This window comes from Candidatus Melainabacteria bacterium, from assembly GCA_003963305.1.
In the GTDB taxonomy this organism is placed as follows: Bacteria; Cyanobacteriota; Vampirovibrionia; order Obscuribacterales; family Obscuribacteraceae; genus PALSA-1081.
Genome location: RXJR01000030.1, coordinates 29,998 through 56,655 on the forward strand (window position 1 = coordinate 29,998; position 26,658 = coordinate 56,655).

Sequence of the window (26,658 nt, forward strand, 5' to 3'; positions counted from 1 at the left end):
TTTTTCGTCCTTGCTGACAAGGCCCCTAACTGGCTTGCCTCGGATACACTATCTTCAGGATAGTTCGTCGAACCTGTTTCCTTTGAGCATGGTCCGACAGAACGGAGCAATTGCCGTTGGTAGACCACGAAAAACAAGAGAAAAAGATTCTGGTGACCGGAGCCACAGGCTTTATTGGTTCCAAACTGGTTCGGCGTTTACACGAACTTGGTCATCATGTGAGAACTTTTGGGCGTAGCAGCGGACTCTCCAATCAGTTTGCCGGTATGAATATCGAGCACTACGGTGGAGATATCACCAATCCGGAGCAAGTATCGTCGGCGGTGCAAAATTGCGATGTGATTTTTCATTTGGCCGGGTTGGTTTCATATAAGAAGCGCGACATTCAGCGACAGTTCGGTGTAAACGTGCTCGGTACTCGCAACGTTCTTGAAGCGGCGCAGAAGCACCATGTCAAACGGGTTATTCATACAAGTTCCGTAGCCGCCATAGGCATACCGCCACGCGGAGAAATCGGCACTGAGGAACTCGAATACAATTTGCTTGGAAAAGGGCTGAATTACTGCGATTCGAAGTACGAAGCTGAATTGCAGGTCAGGCACTTCTATCAAGAGGGTGTCCCGGTTCTCATGCTCAATCCGGGCATTATTTTTGGAGAAGGTGATACACATCCTCATCATCACGCTATTTTCGAGTCGATGTCTAAGGGAAATCTATTTGGCGTTCCCCCTGGCGGCATTCCATTCTCTGATATCGACGACGTTGTCGATGCGCACATCACCGCAATGACTAAAGGACGGCTCGGCGAGAGGTATGTTCTGGTCAGTGCCAATTTGAGCTTCCGTGATGCAGCGCTAGTTTTCTGCAATCAGATGCACACGAAACCTCCTGCATTCGAATTTCCGGGATGGCTTCTGGTTGCAGCCGGTACGTTTTGTGAAAATGTCTTGCCAAATTTGCCCAAATTGAAAATTGGCAAACTGACTATCTCCAAGCCTATCAATGCTCCACTCACCAGGCAACAGACCTGGTTGAGCCAGCACAAGATCTTTTTCAGTTCTCAGAAAGCAATCGACGAATTGGATTTTCATCAGACTGCATTTGAAGAGACTGTTAGGCGAACGGCGCCTTATTATCTGGGCGTTCAAAGGAATCGATTGGGAATAAAAGATGCCGGTGCCACAAGCGGGCAGGCGTAGGGTGATTCTAAGTTGTTACCGGCATAAATGGCGGGTTGACGATGGCGCCGATTGCTATTTCAGAGCTTGCCTCACGATTTGAAATTTGAACTATCCGGGTAAGATGCGAAGTAGCTTCTCACCCAGGGCTTTCTACTTGAACAGTAACTCCGCGCAGACATCGCCGCAGTCACCAGTCAAACTTTATCCATGGATTGTTAATCGATTCGTAGATTTTTTCTTTGTCTACGGAGGACTGGTCTGGATTTTTTTGCTCGTAAATTTGCTTGTTCTTGGTTGGAGTGTTCCGTCCAGTGCAAATTCCGGAACTCCTTTTGCAAGAGCCTTGCTAGTTGCGGTGTTATTAGGGCAACATCTTTTTGCTGATTCTCACACGGCCGCGACTTATTTACGTATTTATCCCGGTGCCGACAGCAGGCAGCGTTTTGAATTTTTTACGAAGTATTTGCCACTCGCTCTGGTGCCGACTTTTTTTTATGGACTGATCGCTCCTGGTGGTGCGGGTGATCTTATTTATCTCTACCTGCTTTTAGTATTCTGGCACTATGCGGCCCAGAGTTTTGGAATCTCTCTGATCTATTGCTATAAGCGTGGTTATTTTCTGAAGAGCTGGGAGCGTGAGACTTTCAGGTGGTTTGTCTATACCATGATCATTTTTATTTTTATTCGCATGTTGACCTTTCGCGAATTCAGTCCACATGCGTTTCTCGGCATTAGATGCCCATTTTGGGGACCTCTTCCAGTTTGGCTATATCAAGTTTCTCAGCTCGTTTTTATTGTAGTATCAGCTCTATTCTCAATCACGCTCGTCAGGAAGACTCTCATAGAAAGAAAGCTGCCACCATTTCCATCGATTTTGCTGATTGCGACTGTAGCTTTGATTGGTTTTAGCCAGGGGGCGCTGAACTCAATGTGTTGGCTGTACGGACCTGCTTTCTTTCATGGCAGTCAGTACATTGCCGTTTCTATGGCGTACTACCTGAAAGAGCGTGGGTTGCCTGAGGGAGCGCCTCCAACGGCGGTAACTGCATTGTTCTGGAAGTCCTCTACATTCGAGTATATGGGACTGATAGTTTTGTCAGGCGTGTTCATTTACGTTGGTATACCGCATTTCTTCCAGCAAATCGGATTTGATTTCGCATCCGTAGCCGTCGTCTGTCTCGCTGTATTTAATTTCCATCACTTCGCTACTGACGCGGCAATCTGGAGACTGCGCGATCCAAATCAGCGCCGAATACTTCTCGCGTAGAAAAATGATTCGTCAGAAATTGGCCGCGTTAGACTTCTTTTCTAGCTTTGATTTGTTGGAGTTATTTGGGCGTGATTTGCTGCCAGGTGCTGGTGGACTCACCACCCGTCGTTTGAGTGGCTGTGTTGCCTACAGTAGCGGCAGTTTTCGCTGTGTAAATCAACTCAAGCAGAGTGCGGTAATACTTTTGCACTCGCGGATCGCGATTTTGCTGTCCGATTGTCAGTTGTGTCATCGCTTCAGGGAATTTTGAGTCATATGCATAGGCTTTGATTAAGTCGCCTCGTGCCGCATCGTTCCTTGGCTCTACCGCCACTACTGCTTTGAAAGCATCTTGAGCGGCGGTGTAGTTGCGTAAAGATAGGTAGGCTTCGCCTAAATTGAAGTTGTCGAATGTCGTTGGTGCATTAGGTTTGAGCATGTTGGTCAACAGTACGAGTTGATTGAGTGCTTCGGCTGGTCTGGCGATACGGATCAACGCATAGGCGAGATAACGCCTGGCAACTATGCTGTTAGCGTCAGCGCGTACGGCTTCGTTCAGCAATTGCACTGCGTTTGCAAACTGATTTTTACGCATCTGGTCGTAGGCTCTGTTCAGCAATGCCTGGGCGGCGGCGTTAGCGGGTCTGAAACTGACGTTGCCGCCTGGTGCAGACTTTGTGGCTGTGCTCGAGACGGTTGCTGAAGGGGTGGACTGCGTGACGGTGGTGCTGCTGGTCGTTGTGGTCGTTGTGGCCGCAGGCTGCGGCTGGGTAGTGACAGTAGTCGTTGTAGTCGTAGTGATCGCGCCAGGTTTCTTGACTGGATAAGTCTGTACGTACTTAGAGCGGTCGAATACAGGCTTCGGGGTGTCTTCATCAGGGGGCGGCGGCGGCAGCGTGTCACCGTCCGCCAGGGCCGCTAAACCACACGTGCCAGCTAGTAAGAATGCGGACCCGACCATCGTCAAGTAACGAATCGACTTGTTTACCGAAACCATCTAAAGCCTCCGCGAGGATGGACTGCAACACCAGTGTCATCTTAACACCTGTGCCAAAATTACCCCATTTACTATGTTCCTTGACAATCAATTTCGGTTTTAAGCTGATATCAGTTGAAAACTTGTCTTTATATCTAAAAGCTCGTCTCTGTAAGGCTTTTCGGAATCTGCTTGACTTCGAAAAGTGTCGAGATCTGGCGGTTTTATTTTCATCGTATGTCTGTAAATGAAATGCATTCGGGCTGAATTTTCACGAGGTTAAGCTGATATCGGTTGAAAATCGAAGCTACCTCTTTCACAACCCGGCTGAACGTACTTGAAAAGTCACTCTTCAGCCAATTCGACTCTTGAATTACTGGCCGCCAGAGTCTGGTTCAGCTTGTGTAAAATTCCAAGCAGTAGTTCCGATTCTCGTTTGGTGGGATTGGCGTTTTGGTAAAAACGTCGAATCTCCTTTGTGACAACCTTTTTGTTGAAAGTGCGCGAAAATTCAATACGTTCTAGCAATTTGTCGAGTGACTGAAATAGTTCATCGTTGTCTTTCCCGGTAGGCAAGGTCGTCTTTTGAGCCGCCTGAATTGACTGTGAAGGTGCTGAACTTGTCAGGGCACAGCTTTTTGAGAGCTCATAGGCGATGATGCACGCTGCTTGCGCAACATTCAATGAAGGGAACCGACTGGAGGTCTCTATCTTAACCAGGATATGACAGAGACTGATTTCATCGTTAGTAAGACCGTTTCGCTCGTCACCGAGTACGATAGCTAGTTTGTTGCCGCTGATCGCTTCAATCTTCTCGATCGAGTGGGAGAGTGACACCAGCGGTTGTGTTCGTTGTTGTCCTGCCGTCGTACCGATGACATAGGTGATATCCTGCAGCGCGTCACTGAGAGTTTCGAAATTTTCCGCTCTCTTGAGCACTTCAAAAGCTCCCACAGCCATTTTTCGAGCCTCGGCATCCTTGTAATTTTTGGGAGCCTGGACTAATCGTAAATTCTCAAAACCGAAGTTCATGCATGCTCTGGCCACCGCGCCAATGTTTCCTAAAAAGTTAGGTCGCACCAAAATGAAGTTTATGTCTTGCGGATCGAGAGAGTGATTCATCTTATATTAGGCTGTCTTTGAAGATAATTTTGATTTGCCTTTCCGCCGTGCTTTGTGCCATCTGGCTTTTAGACCCGTAGATGTTATCGCTGTAAATCCAACACAAAACAGCCATGCTCCACAAATGATTTTGATGATGGTGTGAGCAGAGTACTGGATCGTTATTTGCTCGATTCCTACAGCTGTGAGAGTGTATACAGCTGCTGTCAGGGACAGTATTGCTCCGTACACTTTACCTCTCACGTTAGCGCCGAATTCTTTTTGCATTAGTGAGTTTATGCTGATTAAGGTAGTGGCGCCCGCGGTGCCCACGCTGAGTAAGAAAAGCCTTAGCAAGGAGGAAGTGTTCCCAATAGCTATGAAAATTAGGCAAGCTAATGCGGTGCAGAGAGTGCTGTAGCCAATCAATCTACTGGGCTTTGTGCGTCTGAGAAATGTTAGTGACGCGATCGCACCGGCTATGAATCCTGTCGCCAGAGTCGCGAATATGTTTGAAATCTGGGCATTATTGAATTGGGTGTTTTGTATACAAAACACAAGGAAGAGGCTGAAGAAAATTCCATGTGCCAATTGCACTATGAATGACATTCTGAACAGAGCAATAGAGCCTTTCTTTACTCTAAAAAGCTTCGCCAAATCTTGTTGATCACCTCCGATCGGCGATAGCGCCGCAGTACTTGATCGACTCATGCTCCAGAAGAAGACCATGGCAAGAAAGTACATTAAGGCGACTACGCGCAAGGATTCATGAGGTAGCCAGATCTCTGCAAGAGCTGGAGCACAAACTACAGCGCTCAGTGTAGCGGACGTGTTGACCAGTAGTAAGGCGGCATTGGCCGAGCGAGATTGTTCGAACCGTGAAAGCAGTCGAGGCAGGAGCGCGAAATCGAGAATGCTCGAGCTGACAGTGCACATACAGAGCGCAAAGATGGTCGAAGGAATGATTATTCCGGTTGCACCAAATGACACAAGTACGGTCGGAATACCGATCATGAGTAATCCACGCAGAGCGCTAGTAAAGATCAGGAGTTTGCGATTGTCTCGACTGTCGACCAGGGCACCAAATCCATAGCTAAAAAGTACGAATGGCATCAAAAGCGCCAGGGTATTCGAGCCGAGCCCTTGTCCATCAGGACCTGACATTACGACTGTGGAGAGCAACTGCACCTGGGCTAAGCGGTCTGCAAAAGTCGCCACGCCGGTGCCAAAAAGATATCGAGCTAGTTGCCAATTCACCAGGCTTGTCTCAAGTAATAGCTTCCGGTCCACTGCGCCGGTCTATGATGTCTGAATCATACTCCCTATGCGCCTTTAGCGGCATAAAAAAATCAGTCAAGGCGTCCTGTTGGTGCATATTTCAATGTGGTACTAGAGCTATAGAATTACTATATAAGCGGTCGAGCATGCGACAATGTGCAAACTAATTGGAGAAAGTTCTTGTTGTTCTTGGCGTCAACCAGCTGTCAGCGCGCATCGTTTCTTGCTTTCATTCTTGCCCTCAATTGTCTTCAGGCGGAATCAGTCGAAGTCAAAGATAAAATGTTGCAGAGCTATGTTGCTTATCGTCAGGTATATTCAACTGAAACTGACAAGCATTTGAGTCTGGGGATGACCACCGGAGCCGCAGATGACTGTCCAGCCGTTGCAAATTCACAGACGACGGAGAATGCTTTGCTGAGAAGTTCGTCGACGACTGCACCTACGGCTGACCCTTCCTCTGGCGACCAGTCTGTGTCTGATGTTCTGAAGGCGGAACAAAAAAGAGAGAAGGAGCTGCTCGAACTTTCTAAAACCAAAAAAGGCGTCAAGGTCGGCAATGCGCCTTGCCTGACCTGGCTGCCTCCTGATGGCAATACAAGAGCGGTGATTCTTTGTGTGCATGGATTGGGACTTCACAACGGAACTTATGCCGATTTTGGTCAGGTCATGTCCAGTAAGGGATTTGCAGTTTATGCAATCGATGTTCGTGGATTCGGCTCCTTTATGGAAGCTAAAGGGCGCGAGAATGTGGATTTTGATGGTTGCCTGAACGATGTCCAGGCGACGCTAAAGGTGTTGCATCGTGCTCACAAGGGATTGCCGGTCTATTTGCTTGGAGAGTCTATGGGCGGGGCAATCGCACTGCGGGCTACGGCTATTTATCCCGAGCTTGTTGATGGGCTGATTTCTTCGGTGCCTGCCAACGATCGTTTCAGGCAAAATCACACGCGATTAAGTGTTGCCATTCATTTGCTGGAAAATCCAGATAAACCATTTGACGTCGGCAAAGACATTGTTTCGCAGGCGACAAATAAACAAGATCTGCGTGATCAGTGGTGCAAGGATCCTCTCAATAAGCTGAACTTGTCGCCGAAGGAACTTTTGCAATTTCAGCATTTCATGAATCAAAATCATAAGGCGGCCAGGCTAATCCAGGTGACACCGGTGTTGTTTGTTCAAGGCTGCAATGACAAATTAGTCAAGCCCATGGGAACAGTTGAGTTGTTTAATGAGCTGGCCACCAAAGACCGACGGTTGGACTTGCTTCCAAATACGGAACATCTGATCTTCGAAGAAAATCAATTTACGGCGGAGGGGATAAACAAAGTGATTGATTGGATTGACGCACATCTGGTACCTGATAATGCAACTGGAGTGGACGGCAAGTCTCGCACCGCATCTGGTGCGGAATCTAGTGTTGGATCAGTGAATAAGGTGCCCACATCACCTACAAATCGATCTGACGGCACTGCTGGTATCCAATCGTTTTAGTGGGAATGTCATCATTTGGGTGAGAGCAGGAGATTCTATTTGTGCGTAAACTAGTCCGAATTATTTTTTTTGTAATGCCATACCTCTTGTCACTGTTTCTGCCTCCGTTTAATGCCGCTGGTGCGGCTGTTGACTCACTTACTTGTGGGAAACAGTGCATGAAGCGAGGTCAGTACAAGCATGCGCTTAGCGATTTCCAAATGGCTGTAAAAAAATCGCCAAAGAGTTGCGAGGGACACCTGCTACTTGGACAGGTCTACTGCAAATTGAAGCAGTATAAAAATGGCAAAGAACAGTTACGTCTGGCAATTCGCTATGGGCACGGTTCGACAAATGCTCAACAGGCGAATGTTGAGATGATGAAATTGCCGCAGGAATTAATTGCACCTAAAACGGGACCTGAGACGCAGAAGCTTGCAACGATTTTAAGCACACAATCTGGCGGAGGCAATTCTCCCAGACCAACGGTGATTGATTTTTATGCTACCTGGTGCAATCCGTGTCAGCAATTGCACACGATTTTGGAAAAGGCGAAAGTCGAGTACGGCGATAAACTAGCTGTTATTCGTGTTGATGTGGATGATGAGAAGAACCAGAATCTGATTGATCAGTATGATGTCAGTCCGATACCGACGCTTGTATATTTAGACGCTCATGGCCAGGTCGTTTCCTTTTCAGTCGGATACCCCGGTGAGGCCGCCATTAACCAGGAATTGAAGAAAATTCTCGCATCAGGGCTGTAAAGAGTGTGCCATAACCCGCGATTAACTATTCGCCTGTTTGCTTGCAGCTGAGGGGTATTATATGAGCGGTTGTTTGAGGAATATGTAAAGCAGTCTGACCTGTACGATTGTTCTATTTATTCCATTTGTTCGATTCGATCTTTTGTTCTGTCCGTTTTGTTCTGTCCGTTCTGTCGCTCTATCCGTTCTATCTGTTCATCTGTTGACCTGTTTGACCGTGAGAGTGGTTGCTCGAATTCTGGAGAGTGCGCTTTGAAGCCTGTTGAAGTGGCCGCAGATTGGGAATCTGCCCGAAAATTACCGACCCGAGTCGAAGCAAAGAGGCAGCCTAATATCTTCGCTGGCGGGTCAATTGTTGAGAGTGCCATATTTTCTGGAGTTGAGGTTTTAAGGATAAGTGCCTGGCCCGAAGGGCACACAGCCCCTCCTCACTCGTTTGCTGTTATCCATGCGACGTCGTCCAGTCAGGCAGAGGAACTCGGAGACCCGCATGAAGAAGAACCATGGCCCGACGACATGGAGGACGAACTGGATGGACCAGATCGTCGGGTTGATCAAAAGGGAGATGAGTTCGCCAGGGAGTTCGCCGACGTAGTCGCAGAGGGACATTGGCAGGCAGTCCTTGAGCCGAGCTTGCCCCTGAAGCTTGAATGGCAGCAAACGTCTGAATCTAGCTGGCATTTCTTTTTCGACCTGGCTCCTGGTGCCCGCTGTCTCGGTCTGGGAGAGAGGAATTCATCGCTGAATTTACGCTCAAGCGCTCATACACTCTTCAATACTGACAACCATTTGCACATCGAGTCGATGGATTCGATGTACAAGTCAATTCCGTTTTTAATAGTCGAGCAAGGTCAGCAGTATATCGGCTTGTTTCTGGATTCGCCGGCGCGCCAACGTTGGGAGCTTGACACTCTCATGAACTCACAAGGTTCGGTCGAATTACTGTCTCGGCGTGGATGGCAGCTCTATTGCATTGGTCCGACCACGTTGCCGCAGATCGTAAAAACTTTTACAACTTTGACGGGACGCGCTAAATTGCCGCCTATGTGGGCTATTGGACATCAGCAGTGTCGCTGGAGTTATCCAGATCAAGACACCGTGATTCGAATCGCTCATGAGTTCAGGCAAAGACAGATTCCGTGCGATGGTATCGTCCTTGATATCGATTATATGGACGATTATCGCGTCTTCACTTCTTCGAAAGAGCGTTTCCCTGACTTCAAAGACCTTATCGCGGACTTGAATCGCAATAACTTTAAGGTGACTGCGATTATTGATCCAGGTGTCAAAGAAGACGAGAAATTTTTCGTTTTCACCGATGGTGTCAAGCATGACTATTTTTGCAAGAAATCAGATGGCAAGCCGTTTATCGGTGAGGTCTGGCCGGGAAGATCTGCGTTTCCTGATTTTCTCAAACAAGAAGTGAGGATGTGGTGGGCAGCGCAACACGGCTTCCATACCGAAAACGGAATTGCCGGAATCTGGAATGACATGAATGAGCCGGCCATTTTCAAAAATCAGGAGCCTTTAGATTGGTCAGCCGAAGCGCTTCCTGATGATAAAGATCAGCTGTTTTTGCAGGAAACGCCGGAAGGAAAGATTGGTCACTTCGAGGTGCGAAATTTATACGGAAGCATGATGAGTCGCTCCAGCTTTGAAGGCATGCTGGCTCTACGTCCAAACCAGCGGCCTTTCGTATTGACACGGTCCGGTTACGCCGGAGTGCAGCGCTATGCCGCAGTTTGGTTGGGTGATAACATGTCGTGGTGGCATCATCTGGCTCGCAGTATTCCCATGCTTTTGAACATGGGTCTTTCTGGTGTCGCATTTAGTGGCGTTGATATCGGTGGATTCGGACACAATTGCTCAGGTGAGCTTTTGACGCGGTGGTACGCCCTGGGGATGTTTTATCCGTTCTTTCGAAATCACTGTTGGATGAAAGGCGATGCCCAGGAACCATGGGCCTTTGGACCGATCGTAGAAGCGCACTGCAAGAAGTTTATTGAAACCAGATACAGATTATTGCCGTACATCTATTCACTTTTTTGGGAGAATTATCGCAGTGGAGCTCCGTTGATGAGACCCATGTCGTGGCATTATCCCGAAGATCAGTTTGCTTGCGAACTGGACGATCAATTTTTATTTGGCGAGAGTATGTTGGTCGCTCCGATCTTAGAGCGTGGGAGAACGTGGCGCAGTGTCTATTTGCCGGAAGGTCTCTGGCATCCTTTTGAAGGAGGCGAACCGCTCCAGGGAGGCAAGGTCCACAAAGTTCAGTGGACTCTAGATGCAATTCCGGTTTTCGTCAAAGATGGTTCGATTATTCCAATGGCAGATATTATCCAGAGCACTGCGGAATATGCTGAAGTTCCGGTTACCTTTCAGTGTTTTGGGAAATCTGGAAAAGGAATCTTCGTTGAAGACGATGGCCTGTCATTTGATTATGAGAACGGTGATTACAACGAGTGGAGACTTAAAGTCGACGAGGGGCAATTCACTGCCCAACCAGTTGAGTTGGGGTTTGATTCGATGAGAAGTAATTATCAGCTCCGCTGTAATGGAAAGACTGAATCTGTAACGCTCTCCATACATTAATGCAGGTGGAGCTGGTTAGTTCGCTTCAGTTTCGGTTTTCTTTGAAACTGATGCAGTAGTTGTCTATCAAACTAGCACTAGGTGTTGCCTGCTAAAATTGCGAAAGCGGTCGTCGCTCGACCGTCTAAATCTCTGGAGATTCTCGATGGATGGCATCGACGAGCCTAAGCTCAACATTTTTATCGCCGATGACCACGAGATAACTCGTGTCGGTCTGCGTTTGACTCTCGAGCAGGTGCCAGGATTTTCGGTCGTTGGCGAGGCGGCAGACGGCAAAATGACTGTCAAAAAAGTTGTCGAGCTAAAGCCTCAAATCGTTTTAATGGATATTGGTTTGCCTTTGATGGATGGGATTGATGCCACCACTAAGATCAAGCAGGATGTGCCCGGAACACGCGTTATTATGCTCACCTCGCATGATAGTGATCGAGATATTTTTGCCGCTCTAGGGGCGGGTGCCGACGGCTACTGTTTAAAAGAAGTATCTGGTCCGCAACTGATAATGGCTATTCGCGCTGTAGCAGATGGTGTGGCCTGGTTGGCACCCGGCGTTGCCAGCCGGGTCTTACGTGCCTGCGCTTCTGCTTCTCCCTCTCCCGGTGCTAATGGCGCCCGGGTTCACTCAATTACATCGCCTCTTTCTCAACGAGAGTTGGAGGTTCTTAAGTTGGTTGTAGAGGGGTTAACCAATCAAGAAATAGCTGGGAAATTGATTCTCAGTGTTGAGACCGTCAAGACGCATATGCGCCATATTATGGAGAAACTGGCTGTATCTGATCGTACGCAGGCGGCTGTCAAGGCGATGCGAGAAGGGCTTCTATAGTTTTTGGTTTTGCGATCAGCCCGTGGCCGGATCAATGTAGGGAGCAATGCAATAAAAAACCGCGCGTTTTCCGCGCGGTTTTTTATTGCATTGCTAGCGTTCTTTTTAGTGAGCGCGTGCTGCCGATGCCGCTGATGTGTTAGTTGGCAGCAATGGTGCGCAATTGATGTTGTAGATTGGATCAATAGCCTTAGGTACGTTGACATTGTTCAGAGCGAAATTGTTGAAAACTCCGTTCACATATGTTCCGTCCGTGCCAAGGTTCACCAGTGCTGTACCGATTCCAAGCAATTGGAAATTGGTTGCGTTTTTGCCTGGATCGCAACCAATCAAATTGACCAGGTAACCACCATTGTACAAGTCGGTCAGCGTTGTATTGGTGACTAGCGAGACGCTAATCGACTTGTTCTTGATGGCATGGTTCGTGAATGCGGTGGTGCCGGTAACGAAACTGCTTGGAACGAAGCTGATACCATATTTGGTGCAGCCCCAGTTGTTTACCCAGCTGTATGCAACTGCTTGATCGATGGCTGCATCACCTGTAAATGTGAACGGATAAACTGTGGCAGTATGGCTGAAGGTGCCTTGAGGCAATGGTGAGGTGAATGTTGACAAGTCAGTCAGATCGAGATTTGCAACTGGTGTGAATACGACACCGCCCGCATAGCCGCCTGTGAGTGAAGACACTTCATTGACTCTGAGGTTGAGTGGGAACCCAGGTCCTGCCTGGAAGCTGGCTTGTGTGAGCGAGTCAGTTCCGCATTCGGCAGGGAAAACATAAGTCTGACCGAGAGTTAGACCCTGATTGATAAACTTTGCCGGATTTTTGGCTTCCACATTGGACATGCCAAAACCAGCGACAACTGCTACAAGCGTTAGGCTCGCGGCTAGTAATTTGGACAACTTCATGCACTCCTCCTTTGCTCCTGATGATGTCAGGAATTGGATCTTGTATTTAGACAGAGACTCCAGTGTTTCCATAAGTCTTGAGGCTACAAATCACCTGCTGCACCAGTAAATATAACTTATTGCAGATGAATCAACCATAAACACTTACCCATTAGGGTAACATCGAAATCATCTTGGCATGTTGCTAAATAGCGATTGTTTCAAAATTCTGAGATATTCGCCGCATTATTCGCCGGTATCATATTTGGTGATAGATTTGCATTGTCGCCGGATCTCAAGTGGTGCTTGTTCACCACTAAGCCGACATGAACAGTAGCAAGAAAACTTAGGGCCGCAAATCCGCTGGGTCGAACCGGCTTGTGTTTCTTCATGTTTCTGCATCTGTGCAACCATATACGATGGGCGATTGCATATTCTCTAATCAGCTGTTGGAACCATTTGCGGTGCCCTTTTGGCTAGCAGAAATTAGATAGACCGACCAGTTCTTTGCCCCTAGGCAGAATCATGAGTGGCAGGAGTCTGCTTCTGACACGGCAAAACGCTCGCTAAGGCGAGCGTTTTACGTACTGATCATCTCGTCTGTTGTGTCGTTAAGCGTTCCGAATTTCCTCGGATACAACGCTCTGGTCCATTCAGGTTGCTCAGGCTAAATCGCGCCGCGGCGGTTGAATCCACGTGACAACAATGCTCCAAGGAAAACGCAGATGGCAGAACCTAAGATGCAGGGAATTAACGAAACACCTGCCAGGTCGGGACCGACGTGTCCAATCATACTTCCGCCTACCCAGGCTCCGATGATACCGACGATAGCCGAAGTGAGAAATCCGCCAGGAATTGCACCAGGTACCAATCTCTCAGCTATCCAAGCGCATGCCGCTGCGACAATCAAAAATAGGATGAAACTCAAAATTCCCATAAATCCTCCAGGCTATTCGCTCAAATCTTGTGACCCAGTGAATGAAGGTTTATCGGGACAAAAAGTTCCAAAAATACCGAGTGATTTTTCATCGACTTTTGCCGATCTCCAATTGAGCCGGGTTTCCAGTAAACCTGGACAGAGTTGTCCCAGGCAAAGGCGGTCGGTTGATCACGCGGTAGGTCTCACCGCAAGTACCTGCGCGGAGACTCTTTACGACCGTCTGATCGCACAGACCCGTCGCACAGAGAAACGTCAAGGTGGTTTGGTTTAATCCCGCATTGCTGTACTGTGCGCACCGTATTAGAGTCGACCTGTTTTACTTGCCATTTCTCTTAAGCGCTGTATGCGTTCAGCTGTGGGCGGATGCGTCGACATCAGTTGAACGAACCAGCTCTGAGGATCTGGCGGAATGATGTAGAGGGACGAGAGGGCCGGGTTAGCATCTTGAAAAGGAATGGCTCTGGCTGTCTGGTCAATTTTGGCGAGTGCATTTGCCAATGCCAGAGGGTGACCGCAAAGTTCGGCACCACTGGCATCAGCTTCGAATTCTCTCGACCTCGATATAGCAAGGTTTATTAGAGTTGCAGCGATTGGAGCCAAGATGGCCATCAACACAACAAAGATTGGATTTGAGCCTTCTCGCCTGTCATCTGAATAGCTACCGAGATAGTATCCGTAGTGAGCGACGGTGGTTACCACAGATGCCAGAACGGCAGCTATTGTTGTGATCAGTACGTCGCGATTTCGTACATGGGCTAGCTCATGAGCCAGCACGCCTTCCAACTCATCCCAGTTGAGAAGCCTCATGATGCCCTCTGTTACAGCTATCGAGGAGTGCTCTGGGTCCCGACCTGTGGCGAAAGCATTTGGCGAATCTGTTGGAATAACGTAGATGCTCGGCACGGGAATTTGTGCATGGCGAGCGATGCGTTCCACTATGTCGTACAACTCTGGCGCTTGCTGTCGTGAGACTGGTTGAGCGTTACTCATGCGCAGAGCAATTGGCGCTGAAAACCAGTAGCTGAATACATTGGTACAGACGGCAAAGAAAAATGCCACAGTGATGCCGTCTCGTCCGCCCAGCACGCCGCCTATGGCGACGATCAGTGCGGTTAAACAGCCCATCAGAACGAGAGTCTTAAGTGTGTTCATTTGATTTCCCTTCAAGAACTCTACTAGTTTTATGTAATCCAAACCAAACGGCAAGAGGTCGTTTTTTTCTGAACTCTTAATCTTGCAGCCTGGCAGCGTTTTGCCTCTTTTCTCAAATCTCAACCGAAATCCACATTAGCCTATAAATTCGCTCTGAGGGCAGGTATGCGTGCACGGGCGCAGGTAATCTTAAGTTGATATCGCTTGAAATTCGAAGGGGCGTCGGAAGTATTGATTGTGTTTGCGTTTCATCGATCAGAGAATGATTTGACGACTGTCACCTGTAGTCACCGAAAGTCTATAATTTCAGTCGTATCAGGGTGATGTTCTCGGCAACTGCAAGGAAAATATGTTTTGACTAAACCTACTCGCGTCGAGCGCGACTCTATGGGAAGCATGGATGTTCCAGCTGACGTCTATTACGGCGCCAGTACTCAGAGAGCGGTACTTAACTTCCCGATCAGTGATTTGCGATTGCAGCGTTCCTTCATCAAGGCGCTCGGTTTGATAAAGTACGCCGCTGCTGAAATAAACGAGGAATTCGAGGATATCGATGCAAAGATCTGCGGTGCTATCAAATTAGCTGCGCAGGAGGTTATTGACGGAGTGCTTGACAATCAGTTCGTTGTGGATGTTTTTCAGACCGGCTCCGGAACATCAACTAATATGAACGCTAACGAGGTTATTGCCAATCGTGCCATTGAAATTCTCGGTGGAAAGCGTGGGGAACGGACCCTGGTTCATCCCAATGACCATGTAAATCATGGTATGTCATCGAATGATGCAATTCCGACTGCAATTCACATCGCTGCTTTGATTGATATTAGAGAAAGACTTCGTCCTGCGCTTGCCCGGCTTGAAAGGACTTTGCGGCAAAAGTCGAATCAGTTTATGAATGTGATAAAGACTGGTCGCACACATTTGCAGGATGCCACGCCGATACGCCTTGGGCAGGAGTTCCTGGGTTATGCCGGGCAGTGTGAACGCGCTCTGGCGCGTCTTGATCATGCCGAGGAACGGCTATCGGAAGTCGCGCTTGGAGGAACTGCAGTCGGAACTGGAATCAATACACGACCGCAGTTTGCAGGCAAGGTTCTCGCGAGGGTCTCTGAAATATCTGGGGTTAGAGTGAAAGAGACAGAAAATCACTTCCAGGCGCAAAGCACTTTAGATGAAATCGTTGAGGTCTCGGGAGTTTTAAAAACTATCGCGGTCAGCTTATTGAAAATTGCCAATGATGTGAGATGGCTTAGTTGTGGACCGCGCGCCGGAATTGCCGAAATTGCGCTTCCGGAAGTGCAACCGGGAAGTTCCATAATGCCGGGCAAGGTCAATCCTGTGATTGCAGAAGCTTTGTGCATGGTGGCGGCTCAGGTAATCGGCAATGATACAACCATTGCCATCGCCGGTGGTTCTGGTAATTTTGAGCTGAATGTTATGCAGCCAGTGGCTGCTTACAATCTACTGCAGTCGATCAATTTGTTAGCGAGCGCCGTCGATAATTTCACGAGCAAGTGCGTTGACGGCATAGTTGCGACTGAGCGTGGTCCTGAACTGGTTGAACGCGGGTTAGCCCTGTGCACGGCACTTGTGCCTGAAATCGGTTATGACGCAGCGGCCGCAATATCGCACGATGCTTACGAATCTGGCGAGACTATTAGAGAAGTAGCGCGCCGAAAGACTGACTTGACTGAATCGACGCTGGAAAAGCTACTTGATCCGTTCAAAATGACCAGCGGTAATCAGTACTTGTAAACCGTTGCGGGGCACAATATCATTCAGACCAAGGTCTTCCTCCGAAAGGACGTTGCGAAGTGGACTATTATGCCGAATTATGCCTGGCAAAAGCGGCTTAGTAATGGTAATTTGGACCAATTAACAACGAGATGAAAGCATTTCGTGCATAGGCATTATGACGGACCGCAGGGCTCACACAAGATATAACAAATTTCGGCGTTGGTTTTTTCAGGGCATCAGAGAAAGCCACAAAAAGCCAACTGCCGTTCACCAGGATGTCTGGTGGAAAGTCATGTGCTTGACCGGTGTCGATTACTTCTCGACACTGGGTTATCAGCCTGGAATCGCGTTTCTTGCTGCAAGCTACCTGGCACCATTTGCGACACTAATACTTGTCCTGGTAACTGTCTTTTGCGCTCTACCAGCGTATTTTATAGTGGCAAAGGAAAGTCCACATGGACAGGGCAGTATTTCCATGCTGGGTAATTTGCTTCCCGGCTGGTACGGTAAGGCTGTGGTCTTGCTTCTATTGGGATTTGCTGCAACTGCTTTTATTATCACAATCACTTTGTCAGCTGCTGACGCTACGGCGCACTTAATCGAGAACCCACTAATACCTCCGTGGATTCACAATCATGATCGAATCGGTGTAACGTTGGTGCTGCTCACCATACTTGGTGGCGTTTTCTTAATTGGTTTTCGTGAGGCGATTGGTGTTTCATCTGTCATCGTCGCCGTGTACTTATCCTTGAACGCAGTCGTTCTGGTCAAGTGTCTTACCCTGATATCCGAAAATCCTCAATTTTGGGATGGCTGGCACCAGAATCTTCTCGCCATCCCAGAATCGCACGGTAACCCGTGGTTGATTTTGACCACATCACTGCTGCTCTTTCCGAAACTGGCTTTAGGCCTGTCCGGATTTGAAACGGGTGTGGCTGTAATGCCTCTGGTTAAGGGAGACCCAACAGATACGCCTGAAAATCCGGTTGGGCGTATTCGTAATACGAAATTTCTCTTGTCCTCCGCCGCTCTGATTATGTGTGTTTATCTGGTGGCCAGTAGCATCGTCACAACGCTGATGATTAAAGCTGTCGACTTTAAAGAAGGTGGTTCGGCAAATGGACGCGCGCTGGCTTATCTTGCGCATAAGCATTTGGGCGAGGGCTTCGGCACCATATATGACCTGAGCTCAATTTTGATTCTCTGGTTTGCGGGCGCGTCTGCCATTGCAGGTTTGCTCAGTCTGGTGCCGCGCTACCTGCCTCGATTTGGTATGGCACCTGAGTGGGCTGCTGCAACGCGGCCACTGGTTGTATTTTTCACGGCCGTTGCCTTCATAGTCACCTTCATATTTAAGGCAGATGTAGATGCTCAAGCTGGAGCATACGCTACAGGTGTTCTAGTGCTGATAACATCAGCTGCGGTGGCAGGTACACTCACCGTCTGGGAAAAGAAGCCACGACTAAGATACGGATATCTGTCAATCGCCCTCATTTTCGTATACACAACAATAGTCAATTGCGTCGAAAGACCTGAAGGCGTACACATTGCGCTTTCTTTTATTGCCACTATATTTTTTGCATCGGTGATTTCGCGTGCCTTGCGATCTGTAGAATTGCGCGTGCATAAAATCGATCTGGATCCTTTGGCTAAGCAGTTCGTCGAGTCTGCTGCGAAAACCGGAAGTATCAGAATATTGGCTCATCGTCCTGGCGGCACGGACTATGCCGAAAAGGAAGCTGAATCACGCGAAATACATAGCATTGGCAAAGACGAAGGTGATTTTATTTTCTTAGAAGTCAGCCTTGGCGATGCATCAGACTTTATTGAAGATTGTCTGGAAATCTCCGGGCACGAGATCGACGGTTTTCACGTGTTGCGCTGTACCAGCCCTGCTATACCAAACGCCATTGCAGCATTCTTGTTGCATTTGCGAGATAAGACGGGAGTGATCCCGCACGCCTATTTCGGATGGACGGAAGGCAATCCGATTGGCTACATCTTTAAGTATATTTTCCTCGGAGAAGGTGAAACTGCGCCCGTGTGCAGAGAAATTTTGAGAGAGCTGGATAGCGAACCATCACGCCGTCCAAAGATTCATGTTGGATGATGGTATCTGTTGATGGTATCGGTTGATGGTATCGGTTGTAGTGCCAGTGCTGCGTGACGACAGTCGGAGATCATAGCGATGGACCCACTTTATATTGCCTTTTTCGTTGTTCTACTCTTGATTTCGGCTGTAATTATTCCCAAAGTCTTGAAAGCTCCTGCAAGCGAGGCTGATAGTCTTTTGACGACGGCACTTTTGAAAAAGCAGAGTGGTAGCTTCAGCGAAGCAGCGTATTATCTCGAGCGAGCTCTAGCAGAATTCGAAAGTGAAGCTGTACCAGACTTCGGCAAGATGTGTACATGTATAGTCCAATTGGCTGAGTGTCAAACACGTTCTAGCAACTATGCCGAGGCCAGGAAACTCTATGAGCGATTGATTGAGCTGTGGATGACGGCAATTTCTAAAGATAATCCCGAGGCTTATCTTGACATAGATTATTTGGCTTCAACTGCCAGTTTTGGAGCTGGAACATCTGATGTGGTCGATGCCTATGAAAAGGTAATTGAGGCAAAACGGAAGGTTTTCGGTCAGAACCATCCCGATGTGGCAAACTCTCTGCGGATTCGCGCTCTATTGTTGAGGACGCTGGGCCGCGAGGACGATGCTAAGCAGTCTGAGGCGGCAGCCGAGAGCATCGGAGCTGCACGAGAGAAACCTGGCAGCTCCTCAGACTAGCGTTTGAGGCAGGCAGTATCTCGGACTAGTGTTTGTCAAAGGACGGGGCACGCTAATTCTGTGTTTTTTATTCGAGAGCCTTTACTAGTCAGGCTTACAAGTCTTTTCCCGATTTTAAGCTGATATCAGTTTAAAATCGGATTTGGTTCCTTTCGGGCTATAGAATTCAAGCAGGCAAGGCGTTTTCGAACTAATTCGTTTTCAGCCTATGGTACTTGGTAGAATGGTCAATTTGCAGCTCTTTCGCGACAGCGCGGAGTCTGTTTATCCAGTTGAGGGTTCTTAATGAAGTGGGCGTCAGCGCTAGCCGGCAACGACTTGCCGGGAAAACGCAAATATGGAGGAGCCAGGCAGTTACTGGCCGAGTGTGCAGAAAGCATTAACTTTCAGCTGACTGACGCGGAGCCGGATCTGGTCATCGGATTTTTCTCCTCTGATTTCATGACTGAGTTTGATGATATACCTCAGCTCGTTCAGGATCACTTTCGTGCAAAGCACTTTATTGGTTGCTCTGCTGGCGGTTTGATCGGTGGCGGATTCGAGCTTGAGAAGGAAAAAGGAATAGCAATTACGGCAGCAGTTTTGCCTGACGTCGAGATTAAAACCTTTCATCTCGAGGATTCTGATTTGCCCGATCTCGATTCTGCGCCTGCTGCCTGGGAAAAAGCTATCGGTGTAGAAAACAGCTCTGCTCCGCAGTTCATACTGCTTCCCGACCCATTCAGTTTCAAACTCGATCTGTTAATGCAAGGGTTGGACTATGCTTTCGCTAAGTCTGTGAAATTGGGCGGATTGGCTAGTGGTGGCAACCGTAGTGGCATGAATGCTCTTTTCTGTGACCAGAAAGTTTTTCGAAGTGGCGCAGTAGGTGCGGCACTCTGTGGAAACGTCCAGGTTGATTCGGTGGTAGCTCAAGGATGCCGACCAATCGGGCATCCGATGCGGGTCACTAAATGTCTGGACAATTTTTTGATTGAGCTTGATGGTGAGCCGGCCGTTCATGTTCTCAAAGAAGCAATCATGAAACTCAGCCCTTCTGATCAAAAGCTCGCTTACAACTCCTTATTTCTTGGCGTAGTGATGGACGAGTTCAAGGACGATTTTCGCGCAGGCGATTTTCTCATACGCAACATTATCGGGATTGAACAAAAGTCAGGTGCGTTGATGGTTGGTGAGATTCTCAGGAATGAACGAACAGTCCAATTTCATTTGAGAGATGCAGCAACGTCATCTGAAGATTTGCGTTTGATGCTCAAAAATTATAGAGAAAAACAATCTGGCACTGACGCTGCAGGCGCGCTGCTTTTTTCTTGTTTGGGACGTGGTAAGCATCTCTACGGCGAGTCCAATCACGATAGCGAGTGTTTTCGTGAGTTCCTGGGTGACATTCCCCTGGGCGGATTCTTTTGCAACGGTGAGATCGGACCAGTTGGTGGCACGACTTTTTTGCACGGGTATACGTCGTCGTTTGGCATCTTTCGAGAGAAGTCTGCGGTTAAATAGCATTGCCTCAACAGCCGTATAATGTTTAGTGCAGCCTCATGGAGGAACTATGGACAAAAAAATGTGGCTTCCGATATTTGTAGCCGGCTTTGCTTTATTGCCAGTTGCCGTCGAGAGTCGACCAGCTGCTCGGCCTCCTGCCAGACCCGCTCGCGCCGGTGCAAGTTCCGGAGCCTCAAATACCGCCGCTTACACTGCCTATCTTGCCAGATTGCGAGGCAAGCTTCTGAACAATTGGGACGTTCCCAACGGCAAGAACAAAGTGACACTTACAACTACTGTGGCTGCAGACGGTTCTGTCGGCGATGTTGCACTGAGCAGCTCACCGAAGAGTGCCGATGCTGAGATTGCTGGTAGCGAAGCGTTTGCCAAGTCTCAACCTCTGGAGACCATCCCTGGTGGTGCGCAGGTGAAGTTGATTCTGACGTTCGAATCAAGCGCTGATCCTCACGGCGATAGCAGCTCCAACGTCTACACGCAAATTGTTCCCATACCTGCTGCAAAAGCAGCTTCTGCTGCCAGCAACACTGCGTCGGATCCTTCATCTGCAGGCGCTGCACAGACTAAATGAAAGAAATCGAAGAGAATGAATAATTTCATCAGCAGAGCCGGGTTAAACTTCTCGCAAAAGCGACAAGCCGCCTTTGCTGGTACCTGGTACGAATCGGATCCCAAAAAACTGCGTGCTCAGATTGATTCATTTCTTTCCAGCGCCCAGGCGGCATTGGTGACCAGACCTGTCGAGACCGGATTCAGCCAGAATCTTGAGCCAACTGCACCGATTCTGGCGATAGTCTCTCCCCATGCTGGATACATGTTCTCCGGCAGTACTGCCGCTTTTGCCTATGAGCAAGCAAGACGACAGCGACCGAAACGCATTTTCTTGTTGGGTCCCAGTCATTACGTTGGTTTTGAAGGGGCCGTTTTACCCACCGATTCGATATTTGCTACCCCTTTAGGTGATTTGCTCGTCGACAAAGACGTTACTGAGGAACTCTCCGATTTCCCCTTGTTCCGTCAATCGAGCCAGGTACACAAAAGAGAACATTCACTGGAGATGCAGCTGCCCTTTATACGGGCAACATTTGGAGATGTGAAGATTGTCCCGATAATTATCGGATCACTTCCTGACGAAATGGATGTGCAACTGATGGGACAGATTTTGCGACGTTATTTGCAGCCGGATGATCTGGTTGTCGTTAGCTCTGATTTTACTCACTACGGACCACGTTATGAGTATCAGCCATTTGAGAGTGATTGGAAAGAAGGCGTGCGACGACTCGACGCAGAAGCTTTTGCACACTTGAGCAAACACGATGTGCATGGATTTCTCGATTTTAAAGAGCGTACAGCTGATACTATATGTGGTTTCTATCCGTGTGCGGTTCTCTCCGCGATGCTGCCAGAAACTGCCTATGGAAGCGCGTTGCAGTATCGAACATCTCAGGATGCCATCGTTGAGGACGACAATAATTCAGTTTCGTATCTCGCTCTTGCCTTTTCTGACTCTCGTAAACTAGGCTGGGAGCCCCTTCAGCACATTGGTAGTGAAAGGGACAGTAGCTTGCCAGATTCAGTCAAAGACAATTTGCTTGCTCTGGCTCGTTTGACTCTGGAGCGGGCGGTCACGGAAAACAGGCGACCATCCGAGAGTGAAATTCAGTTCGCCGTTAATGATTTTACAAAAACAAAGATGGGTGCGTTCGTAACGCTGTACAGAGTCGATCCTGAGAAAACCGATCAAAAGGAGCTGCGCGGTTGTATTGGATACATATGGCCAGTCAAACCGCTATTTCAAACCGTTATTGATAATACAATCGGTTCCTCATCTAGAGATTATCGATTTCAGCCCGTCTCAAAATCAGAATTGAAAGAGTTGGAAATTGACATAAACGTTCTTACTGCCCCTCATCGCGTCAATAGCTACAAAGATATTGTAGTCGGGAGAGATGGAGTGGTGCTTTACAAAAACGGCAGGCAGTCTGTTTTCCTGCCGTCTGTTGCGACTGAGTTCGGCTGGGATTTATCCGAGTTGTTGACGCAGCTATCTCTCAAAGCTGGATTGCCTGCCGATGCGTGGCAGCATGGGGCTCGATTCGATGTCTTTCAATCGCAGTCGATATCCGAAAGAGAATGACAGTCTGCTCGCTGACGACGGGCAGCAGTGGCAGGACTTACGTCGCCTCATCGAGATGACTTACGTCGCTGCATCGAGATGACTTACGTCGCTGCATCGAGATGACTTCTTCGAGATTCTCTTCGGAAACTAGTGCAGGTAGGCGATCAGAAGATGTTGCAGCATCACCTGTAATACCGTGAACACTAAAAATACAAATGTATGATCTTGACTGGCAAATTTTGTCAGTTCTGCTTCGATACTAGGAATGGTGTGAGATTTTTGCTCTCTTGTGAGAAAACTCGTGGGCAAGACCATTCTTGGATTTGAACGCCACAAACCATAGCTGAAGACATCTTCGCTGTTCGTTTCGATTACGGCAAATCTCAGTCCCGGAATTGATAGCTTCTCGCATTGCTCGGTTATTACAGCCGCCAGTTCAGGATTTTCCTGGGCGACCTCTTCAAGCTGCATAAAGCGTGCTTTGAAATACCGAGATTCTGCCCAATCCATGACCAGGGGCAGGACCATGATGAACAGAACGTTCCAACATAGAGTCAGTATGGCTGCTCCCCGTGCGCCTAGTTCGTTATGTTGAACTGCCTGGGCGACAGGTACTGTAAATACCAGACCGGCTATCAAGGTCGCGAGGTAATAAACTTTCAAAATGCGCGAAGGTCGCATGGATATTTGTCCCACGGAATCGGCTCTTTGTACGGATCAGACCTGTGCTGTACTGTTATTGTTCCCCGCGGTTAGCTCGTCAAACCAGTTGACAACCTGTATTGAACAGTTCCTTTTGAAAGTGTTGTCGAGCACACATCTTCCATATCGTGAAACACGCTATTGTTACTATGTCGACTGGATTGTTACTTTGTCGACTGGCTGGGTAAACTGAAAACTCTGGTAATTTTATCGGCAACAATCATGTCACCGAATCTTTCACTAGCCGAGTATCAGGTTTTCATTACGACGCGTTTGCGCGCATTCGAAGAGCGTCGGGCTGCCGGTGACCCGGAAAAACTTCGATTGCTGGCTTCAATGCCTGATTCGATGCTTCTACGAAAGTGGCTCTTAATCGTTTCGGGTGTAGGCTTTCCTATAAGCTTCGTCGTGCTCTTTCTTCTTGGCATAATTTCGCCACACCTTCCGGCTTTTCTGAGCACTATTCTCTGGGTGTTGGCCAAAGGTGCTATGGGGATTACTTTTCTAATTTTCTTGCTCGGTATCTATTTGACGCTAAACAAAAGCGATGGGGACGGTCGGTGACATTAATGGCTCAAAAAAGTGTGGATGAAATTGTTACTCTGGCGCAAAAGTCTGCTATTTCACTCGTGCGTTTCATATTCTGTGACAGCGCGAGCATTATTCGTGGAAAGTGCACCCGCACTGATAAGTTAAAAGAACGGATTGAGTCCGGAATTGGATTGGTGAAGGGCACGATGGCAATGAATCTCCTGGATCAGCTCCAGGCTGATACCGGTCTTGGTGCTACCGGCGAAATTAGATTGATTCCTGATTTGGAAACCTGGGCGGTGTTGCCTTACGCAGAGCGTTCAGCTTCGTTAATCTGTGACATGCAGGAGCTGAACCATAAACCCTGGGATCACTGTCCGCGAAATATTCTTAAGAGTGTTGTTGCCGAGGCGAAATCACTGGGTTACAGTTTTCAGGTGTCTTTCGAGCCGGAATTTACACTTGGCACTTTCGCGGACGGCGAATATAAGCCAATTGATAGAAGTTTGTGTTTTTCCACGGATGGCATGAATCGGGCCGCGAAATTCATAAATCGATTTGTCGATTCTCTGGAGAGGCAAGGCATAGAGGTCGAGCAATACTATCCGGAACTGGGACCTGCACAGCACGAGCTCAGTATCAGGCATACGGCTCCATTGAAAGCATGCGATCGCCAGATTTATTACAGAGAAACATTGCGAGGGGTGGCATTGGAGCATGATTTAGATGCAATGATCGCTCCGAAACCATTTGATGATCAGCCTGGCAACGGTTGCCATTTGCATTTGTCAGCGTGGGACGTTTATCAGGAGCGCAATCTTTTCTGGGCTGAAAATGGATTGAGTGATTTTGGCAGATTTTTTGTTGCCGGTATTCTCAATCATTTGCCTGCGTTGGTGGCATTGACCTGTCCTTCGGTCAACTCATATCGGCGCCTTCGTCCTCGTTCGTGGAGTTCTGCATACACATGCTGGGGATTTGAAAATCGAGAAGCTGCGGTGCGCGTACCCTCTGTCTACTGGGGGCAGGAGATGGCGACTACGAATATAGAATTGAAATGCGTTGACAGTTCTTGCAATCCGTACATCGCCCTTGCCGCTGTGCTGGCATGCGGGCTAGACGGTGTAAAACGTCATTTGCCGTTGCCACCGCCCGTAGAGGTTGACCCAAGCACCTTTTCTGCAGATGAAATGATCGATCGAAAAATTCACAGATTGCCGTCAACATTGCAAGAGGCTCTTATCGAGCTGGAAGAGAATGAAATTTTGATGAAACTGTTGGGGAATTTCGGCAATACTTTCATCGCTGTAAAAACGTCAGAGTGTGGTGCATTTGCCGGTGCGAATACTGAGTTTGAACTGAGCCAACACCGCACCAGGTTCTAAGGATGATTAATCTAAGCCGCATCATCCTGATAGACCATCATGCTCACTCCGTTTTGAAAGACTTTTCGCAATTAGATGCTATCGGTTTTCGACAGGCGTTTAGCGAAACCAATTCTCTTTCTATGTTGCAGTCTCATGCCCAGCATTCTCTGCATTACATGCATATGTTGCACGAACTGAGTGAATATCTGGATGTTGAAGAGGAAGAGGCGAATATTTTGGAGATGCGATGCCGTCTGGGCAAAACTGACTATGTGCAAATGCTTTTTGATGATGCCTCAATTGGAGCTGTTATTGTTGATGCCGGATTTCGTAATGATGACATGGCTTCCCTGGAAAGTTTTGCGGCTCTCGCTGCACGGCCCATTTATCAGTGCGTTCGGATAGAGGCGGTAATTGAGTCCGTCCTTCATGCAGCAAATTCCTACGAAGAAGCTCATGATGAATTCGTAAACAGACTTACGCATCCTTCAGGTTCAAGGACAGTTTCCTTTAAGACGATCGCTGCCTATCGAGGCGGTCTGTCAATAGATCAAGTAGATAAAGGGTCCGCTCAAAAGAATTTTTCACAGTTGAAGTCCAACGATGTATCGAACAAACCTGCGCGAATCAGTCGTGGTGCCCTGTACCATTACTGGTTGCGGCTTGCCTTCGAGGTCGCGCAGGAGCTCAGTATTCCAGTACAGATCCACTGCGGACTGGGCGATGCCGACGCTGACCTTAGAGACGCGAACCCCTGGTGTTTTCGCAGTATTCTTGAAGACCGCAAATTCGCTAAGACCAATTTCGTCTTTTTGCATTGCTATCCATATGTTCGCGAGGCGGCTTTGCTTGCATCGTTGTATAACAACGTATACATGGATCTGTCACTGGCTCTCTCATTGATTTCCACACAAGCCGGAAGTTTGTTTGCAGATGCGCTGGCTGCTGCGCCATCCAGCAAGGTTTTGATTGCGACTGACGGGCATAGCGTTCCTGAGACTTATTGGTACGCGTCTCACTCGGCGCGGCGAGGACTGGCAGCTGTACTTTCATATCTGATCGGCAATGGCTTTGTAAATGAGGTGCAAGCCATGTCAATCGCAGAGCGACTTTTTCATAAGAATGCTCAAGACTTGTATTTGAGTGGCAACTTCTGAGCTCGCATGCAGTCTTGAATTTGGATGTAAAAATTTCAGGAGAGTAATTATGGTAATTCTCTGGCTCCCCAGTATTTTGTTGAGCATACTGTTAAGCGTTGGATTGACTGTGCTTTTGAACGCATTGTTTCGACGGTCATAAGATGCGCGGAACATCCTGGAAGGATGTTTTACGATATCGAGAGCATGAACCCTCAACACGGGACAATTGAGAAAAGCAGAGTAGCTACTCTGCTTCTTCTCTTGTGCGCTGGGCATGTTCAACAACTCGGAGGTGAAAGTCTTCTACACAGTTTGATGGCAACGAAGTGTTAGTGAACCGCAAGGGCGTAACCGC

The 26,658-nt window shown here is 48.2% G+C and carries 22 protein-coding genes; 15 read left to right on the top strand and 7 right to left on the bottom strand.

Annotation, left to right across the window (positions count from 1 at the left end; all coding sequences use genetic code 11):
* Positions 1-110: 110 nt before the first annotated feature.
* Positions 111-1,199: an SDR family NAD(P)-dependent oxidoreductase gene (locus tag EKK48_26675; protein ID RTL36272.1), complete on the top strand. Its 1,089-nt coding sequence runs from the start codon at positions 111-113 to the stop codon at positions 1,197-1,199.
* A gap of 136 nt (positions 1,200-1,335) precedes the next feature.
* Positions 1,336-2,448: a hypothetical protein gene (locus tag EKK48_26680; GenBank protein ID RTL36273.1), complete on the top strand. Its 1,113-nt coding sequence runs from the start codon at positions 1,336-1,338 to the stop codon at positions 2,446-2,448.
* A gap of 61 nt (positions 2,449-2,509) precedes the next feature.
* On the opposite strand, the gene EKK48_26685 is transcribed toward EKK48_26680, so the two are convergent.
* The 3 genes from EKK48_26685 to EKK48_26695 form a co-directional block, all read right to left on the bottom strand.
* Positions 2,510-3,427, bottom strand: coding sequence for a hypothetical protein (locus EKK48_26685; protein ID RTL36274.1), 918 nt, complete (start codon positions 3,425-3,427; stop codon positions 2,510-2,512).
* Positions 3,428-3,751: 324 nt separating this feature from the next.
* The gene (locus EKK48_26690; protein RTL36275.1) at positions 3,752-4,528 is read right to left on the bottom strand and encodes a TrmJ/YjtD family RNA methyltransferase; all 777 of its coding nucleotides are present in this window, start codon (positions 4,526-4,528) and stop codon (positions 3,752-3,754) included.
* Positions 4,529-4,534: 6 nt separating this feature from the next.
* Complete coding sequence (locus EKK48_26695; protein RTL36276.1) at positions 4,535-5,764, bottom strand: MFS transporter; 1,230 nt, start codon at positions 5,762-5,764, stop codon at positions 4,535-4,537.
* Positions 5,765-5,965: 201 nt separating this feature from the next.
* On the opposite strand from EKK48_26695, the gene EKK48_26700 reads away from it, so the two are divergent.
* The 4 genes from EKK48_26700 (at position 5,966) to EKK48_26715 (ending at position 11,440) form a co-directional block, all read left to right on the top strand.
* Positions 5,966-7,279: an alpha/beta fold hydrolase gene (locus EKK48_26700; GenBank protein RTL36277.1), complete on the top strand. Its 1,314-nt coding sequence runs from the start codon at positions 5,966-5,968 to the stop codon at positions 7,277-7,279.
* Between the two features lie 41 nt (positions 7,280-7,320).
* Positions 7,321-8,022, top strand: a complete 702-nt coding sequence (locus EKK48_26705; GenBank protein RTL36278.1) for a hypothetical protein — start codon at positions 7,321-7,323, stop codon at positions 8,020-8,022.
* A gap of 252 nt (positions 8,023-8,274) precedes the next feature.
* On the top strand, positions 8,275-10,617 hold the full coding sequence (locus EKK48_26710) for a DUF5110 domain-containing protein (GenBank protein RTL36279.1): 2,343 nt from the start codon (positions 8,275-8,277) through the stop codon (positions 10,615-10,617).
* A gap of 145 nt (positions 10,618-10,762) precedes the next feature.
* Entirely contained in the window at positions 10,763-11,440 is a 678-nt protein-coding gene (locus EKK48_26715; protein ID RTL36280.1) for a response regulator transcription factor, read from the top strand.
* A 105-nt stretch (positions 11,441-11,545) separates the two neighbouring features.
* Here the strand turns inward: EKK48_26715 and EKK48_26720 are convergent, their stop codons facing one another.
* From EKK48_26720 to EKK48_26730, 3 genes are all read right to left on the bottom strand, one after another.
* The gene (locus EKK48_26720) at positions 11,546-12,349 is read right to left on the bottom strand and encodes a hypothetical protein (GenBank protein RTL36281.1); all 804 of its coding nucleotides are present in this window, start codon (positions 12,347-12,349) and stop codon (positions 11,546-11,548) included.
* Between the two features lie 646 nt (positions 12,350-12,995).
* Positions 12,996-13,265 carry a GlsB/YeaQ/YmgE family stress response membrane protein gene (locus tag EKK48_26725; GenBank protein RTL36282.1) on the bottom strand — a complete coding sequence of 90 codons (270 nt, stop codon included), beginning with the start codon at positions 13,263-13,265 and terminating at the stop codon, positions 12,996-12,998.
* A gap of 303 nt (positions 13,266-13,568) precedes the next feature.
* A complete protein-coding gene (locus EKK48_26730; GenBank protein ID RTL36283.1) occupies positions 13,569-14,420 on the bottom strand; it encodes a protease HtpX in 852 nt (283 codons plus the stop codon).
* Positions 14,421-14,774: 354 nt separating this feature from the next.
* On the opposite strand from EKK48_26730, the gene EKK48_26735 reads away from it, so the two are divergent.
* The 6 genes from EKK48_26735 (at position 14,775) to amrB (ending at position 22,582) form a co-directional block, all read left to right on the top strand.
* Positions 14,775-16,175, top strand: a complete 1,401-nt coding sequence (locus EKK48_26735) for a class II fumarate hydratase (protein RTL36284.1) — start codon at positions 14,775-14,777, stop codon at positions 16,173-16,175.
* Positions 16,176-16,449: 274 nt separating this feature from the next.
* Positions 16,450-18,267: an amino acid transporter gene (locus tag EKK48_26740; GenBank protein ID RTL36293.1), complete on the top strand. Its 1,818-nt coding sequence runs from the start codon at positions 16,450-16,452 to the stop codon at positions 18,265-18,267.
* A gap of 78 nt (positions 18,268-18,345) precedes the next feature.
* Positions 18,346-18,942, top strand: a complete 597-nt coding sequence (locus EKK48_26745) for a tetratricopeptide repeat protein (protein ID RTL36285.1) — start codon at positions 18,346-18,348, stop codon at positions 18,940-18,942.
* A gap of 285 nt (positions 18,943-19,227) precedes the next feature.
* Positions 19,228-20,445 (top strand): hypothetical protein, encoded by a 1,218-nt coding sequence (locus tag EKK48_26750; protein RTL36286.1) that lies wholly within the window; start codon positions 19,228-19,230, stop codon positions 20,443-20,445.
* Between the two features lie 49 nt (positions 20,446-20,494).
* Complete coding sequence (locus EKK48_26755) at positions 20,495-21,016, top strand: hypothetical protein (protein RTL36287.1); 522 nt, start codon at positions 20,495-20,497, stop codon at positions 21,014-21,016.
* Positions 21,017-21,031: 15 nt separating this feature from the next.
* Complete coding sequence (gene amrB / locus EKK48_26760) at positions 21,032-22,582, top strand: AmmeMemoRadiSam system protein B (protein ID RTL36288.1); 1,551 nt, start codon at positions 21,032-21,034, stop codon at positions 22,580-22,582.
* 129 nt (positions 22,583-22,711) lie between these two features.
* Here the strand turns inward: amrB and EKK48_26765 are convergent, their stop codons facing one another.
* The gene (locus tag EKK48_26765) at positions 22,712-23,245 is read right to left on the bottom strand and encodes a hypothetical protein (protein ID RTL36289.1); all 534 of its coding nucleotides are present in this window, start codon (positions 23,243-23,245) and stop codon (positions 22,712-22,714) included.
* Positions 23,246-23,488: 243 nt separating this feature from the next.
* On the opposite strand from EKK48_26765, the gene EKK48_26770 reads away from it, so the two are divergent.
* From EKK48_26770 to EKK48_26780, 3 genes are read left to right on the top strand one after another with little or no spacing between them, the layout of a single operon-like run.
* A complete protein-coding gene (locus EKK48_26770; GenBank protein RTL36290.1) occupies positions 23,489-23,830 on the top strand; it encodes a hypothetical protein in 342 nt (113 codons plus the stop codon).
* Between the two features lie 5 nt (positions 23,831-23,835).
* The gene (locus tag EKK48_26775; protein ID RTL36291.1) at positions 23,836-25,182 is read left to right on the top strand and encodes a glutamine synthetase; all 1,347 of its coding nucleotides are present in this window, start codon (positions 23,836-23,838) and stop codon (positions 25,180-25,182) included.
* Between the two features lie 2 nt (positions 25,183-25,184).
* Positions 25,185-26,321: a hypothetical protein gene (locus tag EKK48_26780; protein RTL36292.1), complete on the top strand. Its 1,137-nt coding sequence runs from the start codon at positions 25,185-25,187 to the stop codon at positions 26,319-26,321.
* The last annotated feature ends 337 nt before the right edge of the window (positions 26,322-26,658 follow it).

What these genes read in the sequence shown, in the direction of transcription:
- EKK48_26770 (RTL36290.1), top strand. Translation starts at nt 23,489, where the DNA reads ATGTCACCGAATCTTTCACTAGCCGAGTATCAGGTTTTCATTACGACG.
- EKK48_26775 (RTL36291.1), top strand. Translation starts at nt 23,836, where the DNA reads ATGGCTCAAAAAAGTGTGGATGAAATTGTTACTCTGGCGCAAAAGTCT.
- EKK48_26720 (RTL36281.1), bottom strand. Translation starts at nt 12,349, where the DNA reads ATGAAGTTGTCCAAATTACTAGCCGCGAGCCTAACGCTTGTAGCAGTT.
- EKK48_26755 (RTL36287.1), top strand. Translation starts at nt 20,495, where the DNA reads ATGGACAAAAAAATGTGGCTTCCGATATTTGTAGCCGGCTTTGCTTTA.
- EKK48_26745 (RTL36285.1), top strand. Translation starts at nt 18,346, where the DNA reads ATGGACCCACTTTATATTGCCTTTTTCGTTGTTCTACTCTTGATTTCG.
- EKK48_26730 (RTL36283.1), bottom strand. Translation starts at nt 14,420, where the DNA reads ATGAACACACTTAAGACTCTCGTTCTGATGGGCTGTTTAACCGCACTG.
- EKK48_26750 (RTL36286.1), top strand. Translation starts at nt 19,228, where the DNA reads ATGAAGTGGGCGTCAGCGCTAGCCGGCAACGACTTGCCGGGAAAACGC.
- EKK48_26725 (RTL36282.1), bottom strand. Translation starts at nt 13,265, where the DNA reads ATGGGAATTTTGAGTTTCATCCTATTTTTGATTGTCGCAGCGGCATGC.
- EKK48_26715 (RTL36280.1), top strand. Translation starts at nt 10,763, where the DNA reads ATGGATGGCATCGACGAGCCTAAGCTCAACATTTTTATCGCCGATGAC.
- EKK48_26690 (RTL36275.1), bottom strand. Translation starts at nt 4,528, where the DNA reads ATGAATCACTCTCTCGATCCGCAAGACATAAACTTCATTTTGGTGCGA.
- amrB (RTL36288.1), top strand. Translation starts at nt 21,032, where the DNA reads ATGAATAATTTCATCAGCAGAGCCGGGTTAAACTTCTCGCAAAAGCGA.
- EKK48_26780 (RTL36292.1), top strand. Translation starts at nt 25,185, where the DNA reads ATGATTAATCTAAGCCGCATCATCCTGATAGACCATCATGCTCACTCC.
- EKK48_26685 (RTL36274.1), bottom strand. Translation starts at nt 3,427, where the DNA reads ATGGTTTCGGTAAACAAGTCGATTCGTTACTTGACGATGGTCGGGTCC.
- EKK48_26765 (RTL36289.1), bottom strand. Translation starts at nt 23,245, where the DNA reads ATGCGACCTTCGCGCATTTTGAAAGTTTATTACCTCGCGACCTTGATA.
- EKK48_26740 (RTL36293.1), top strand. Translation starts at nt 16,450, where the DNA reads ATGTGCTTGACCGGTGTCGATTACTTCTCGACACTGGGTTATCAGCCT.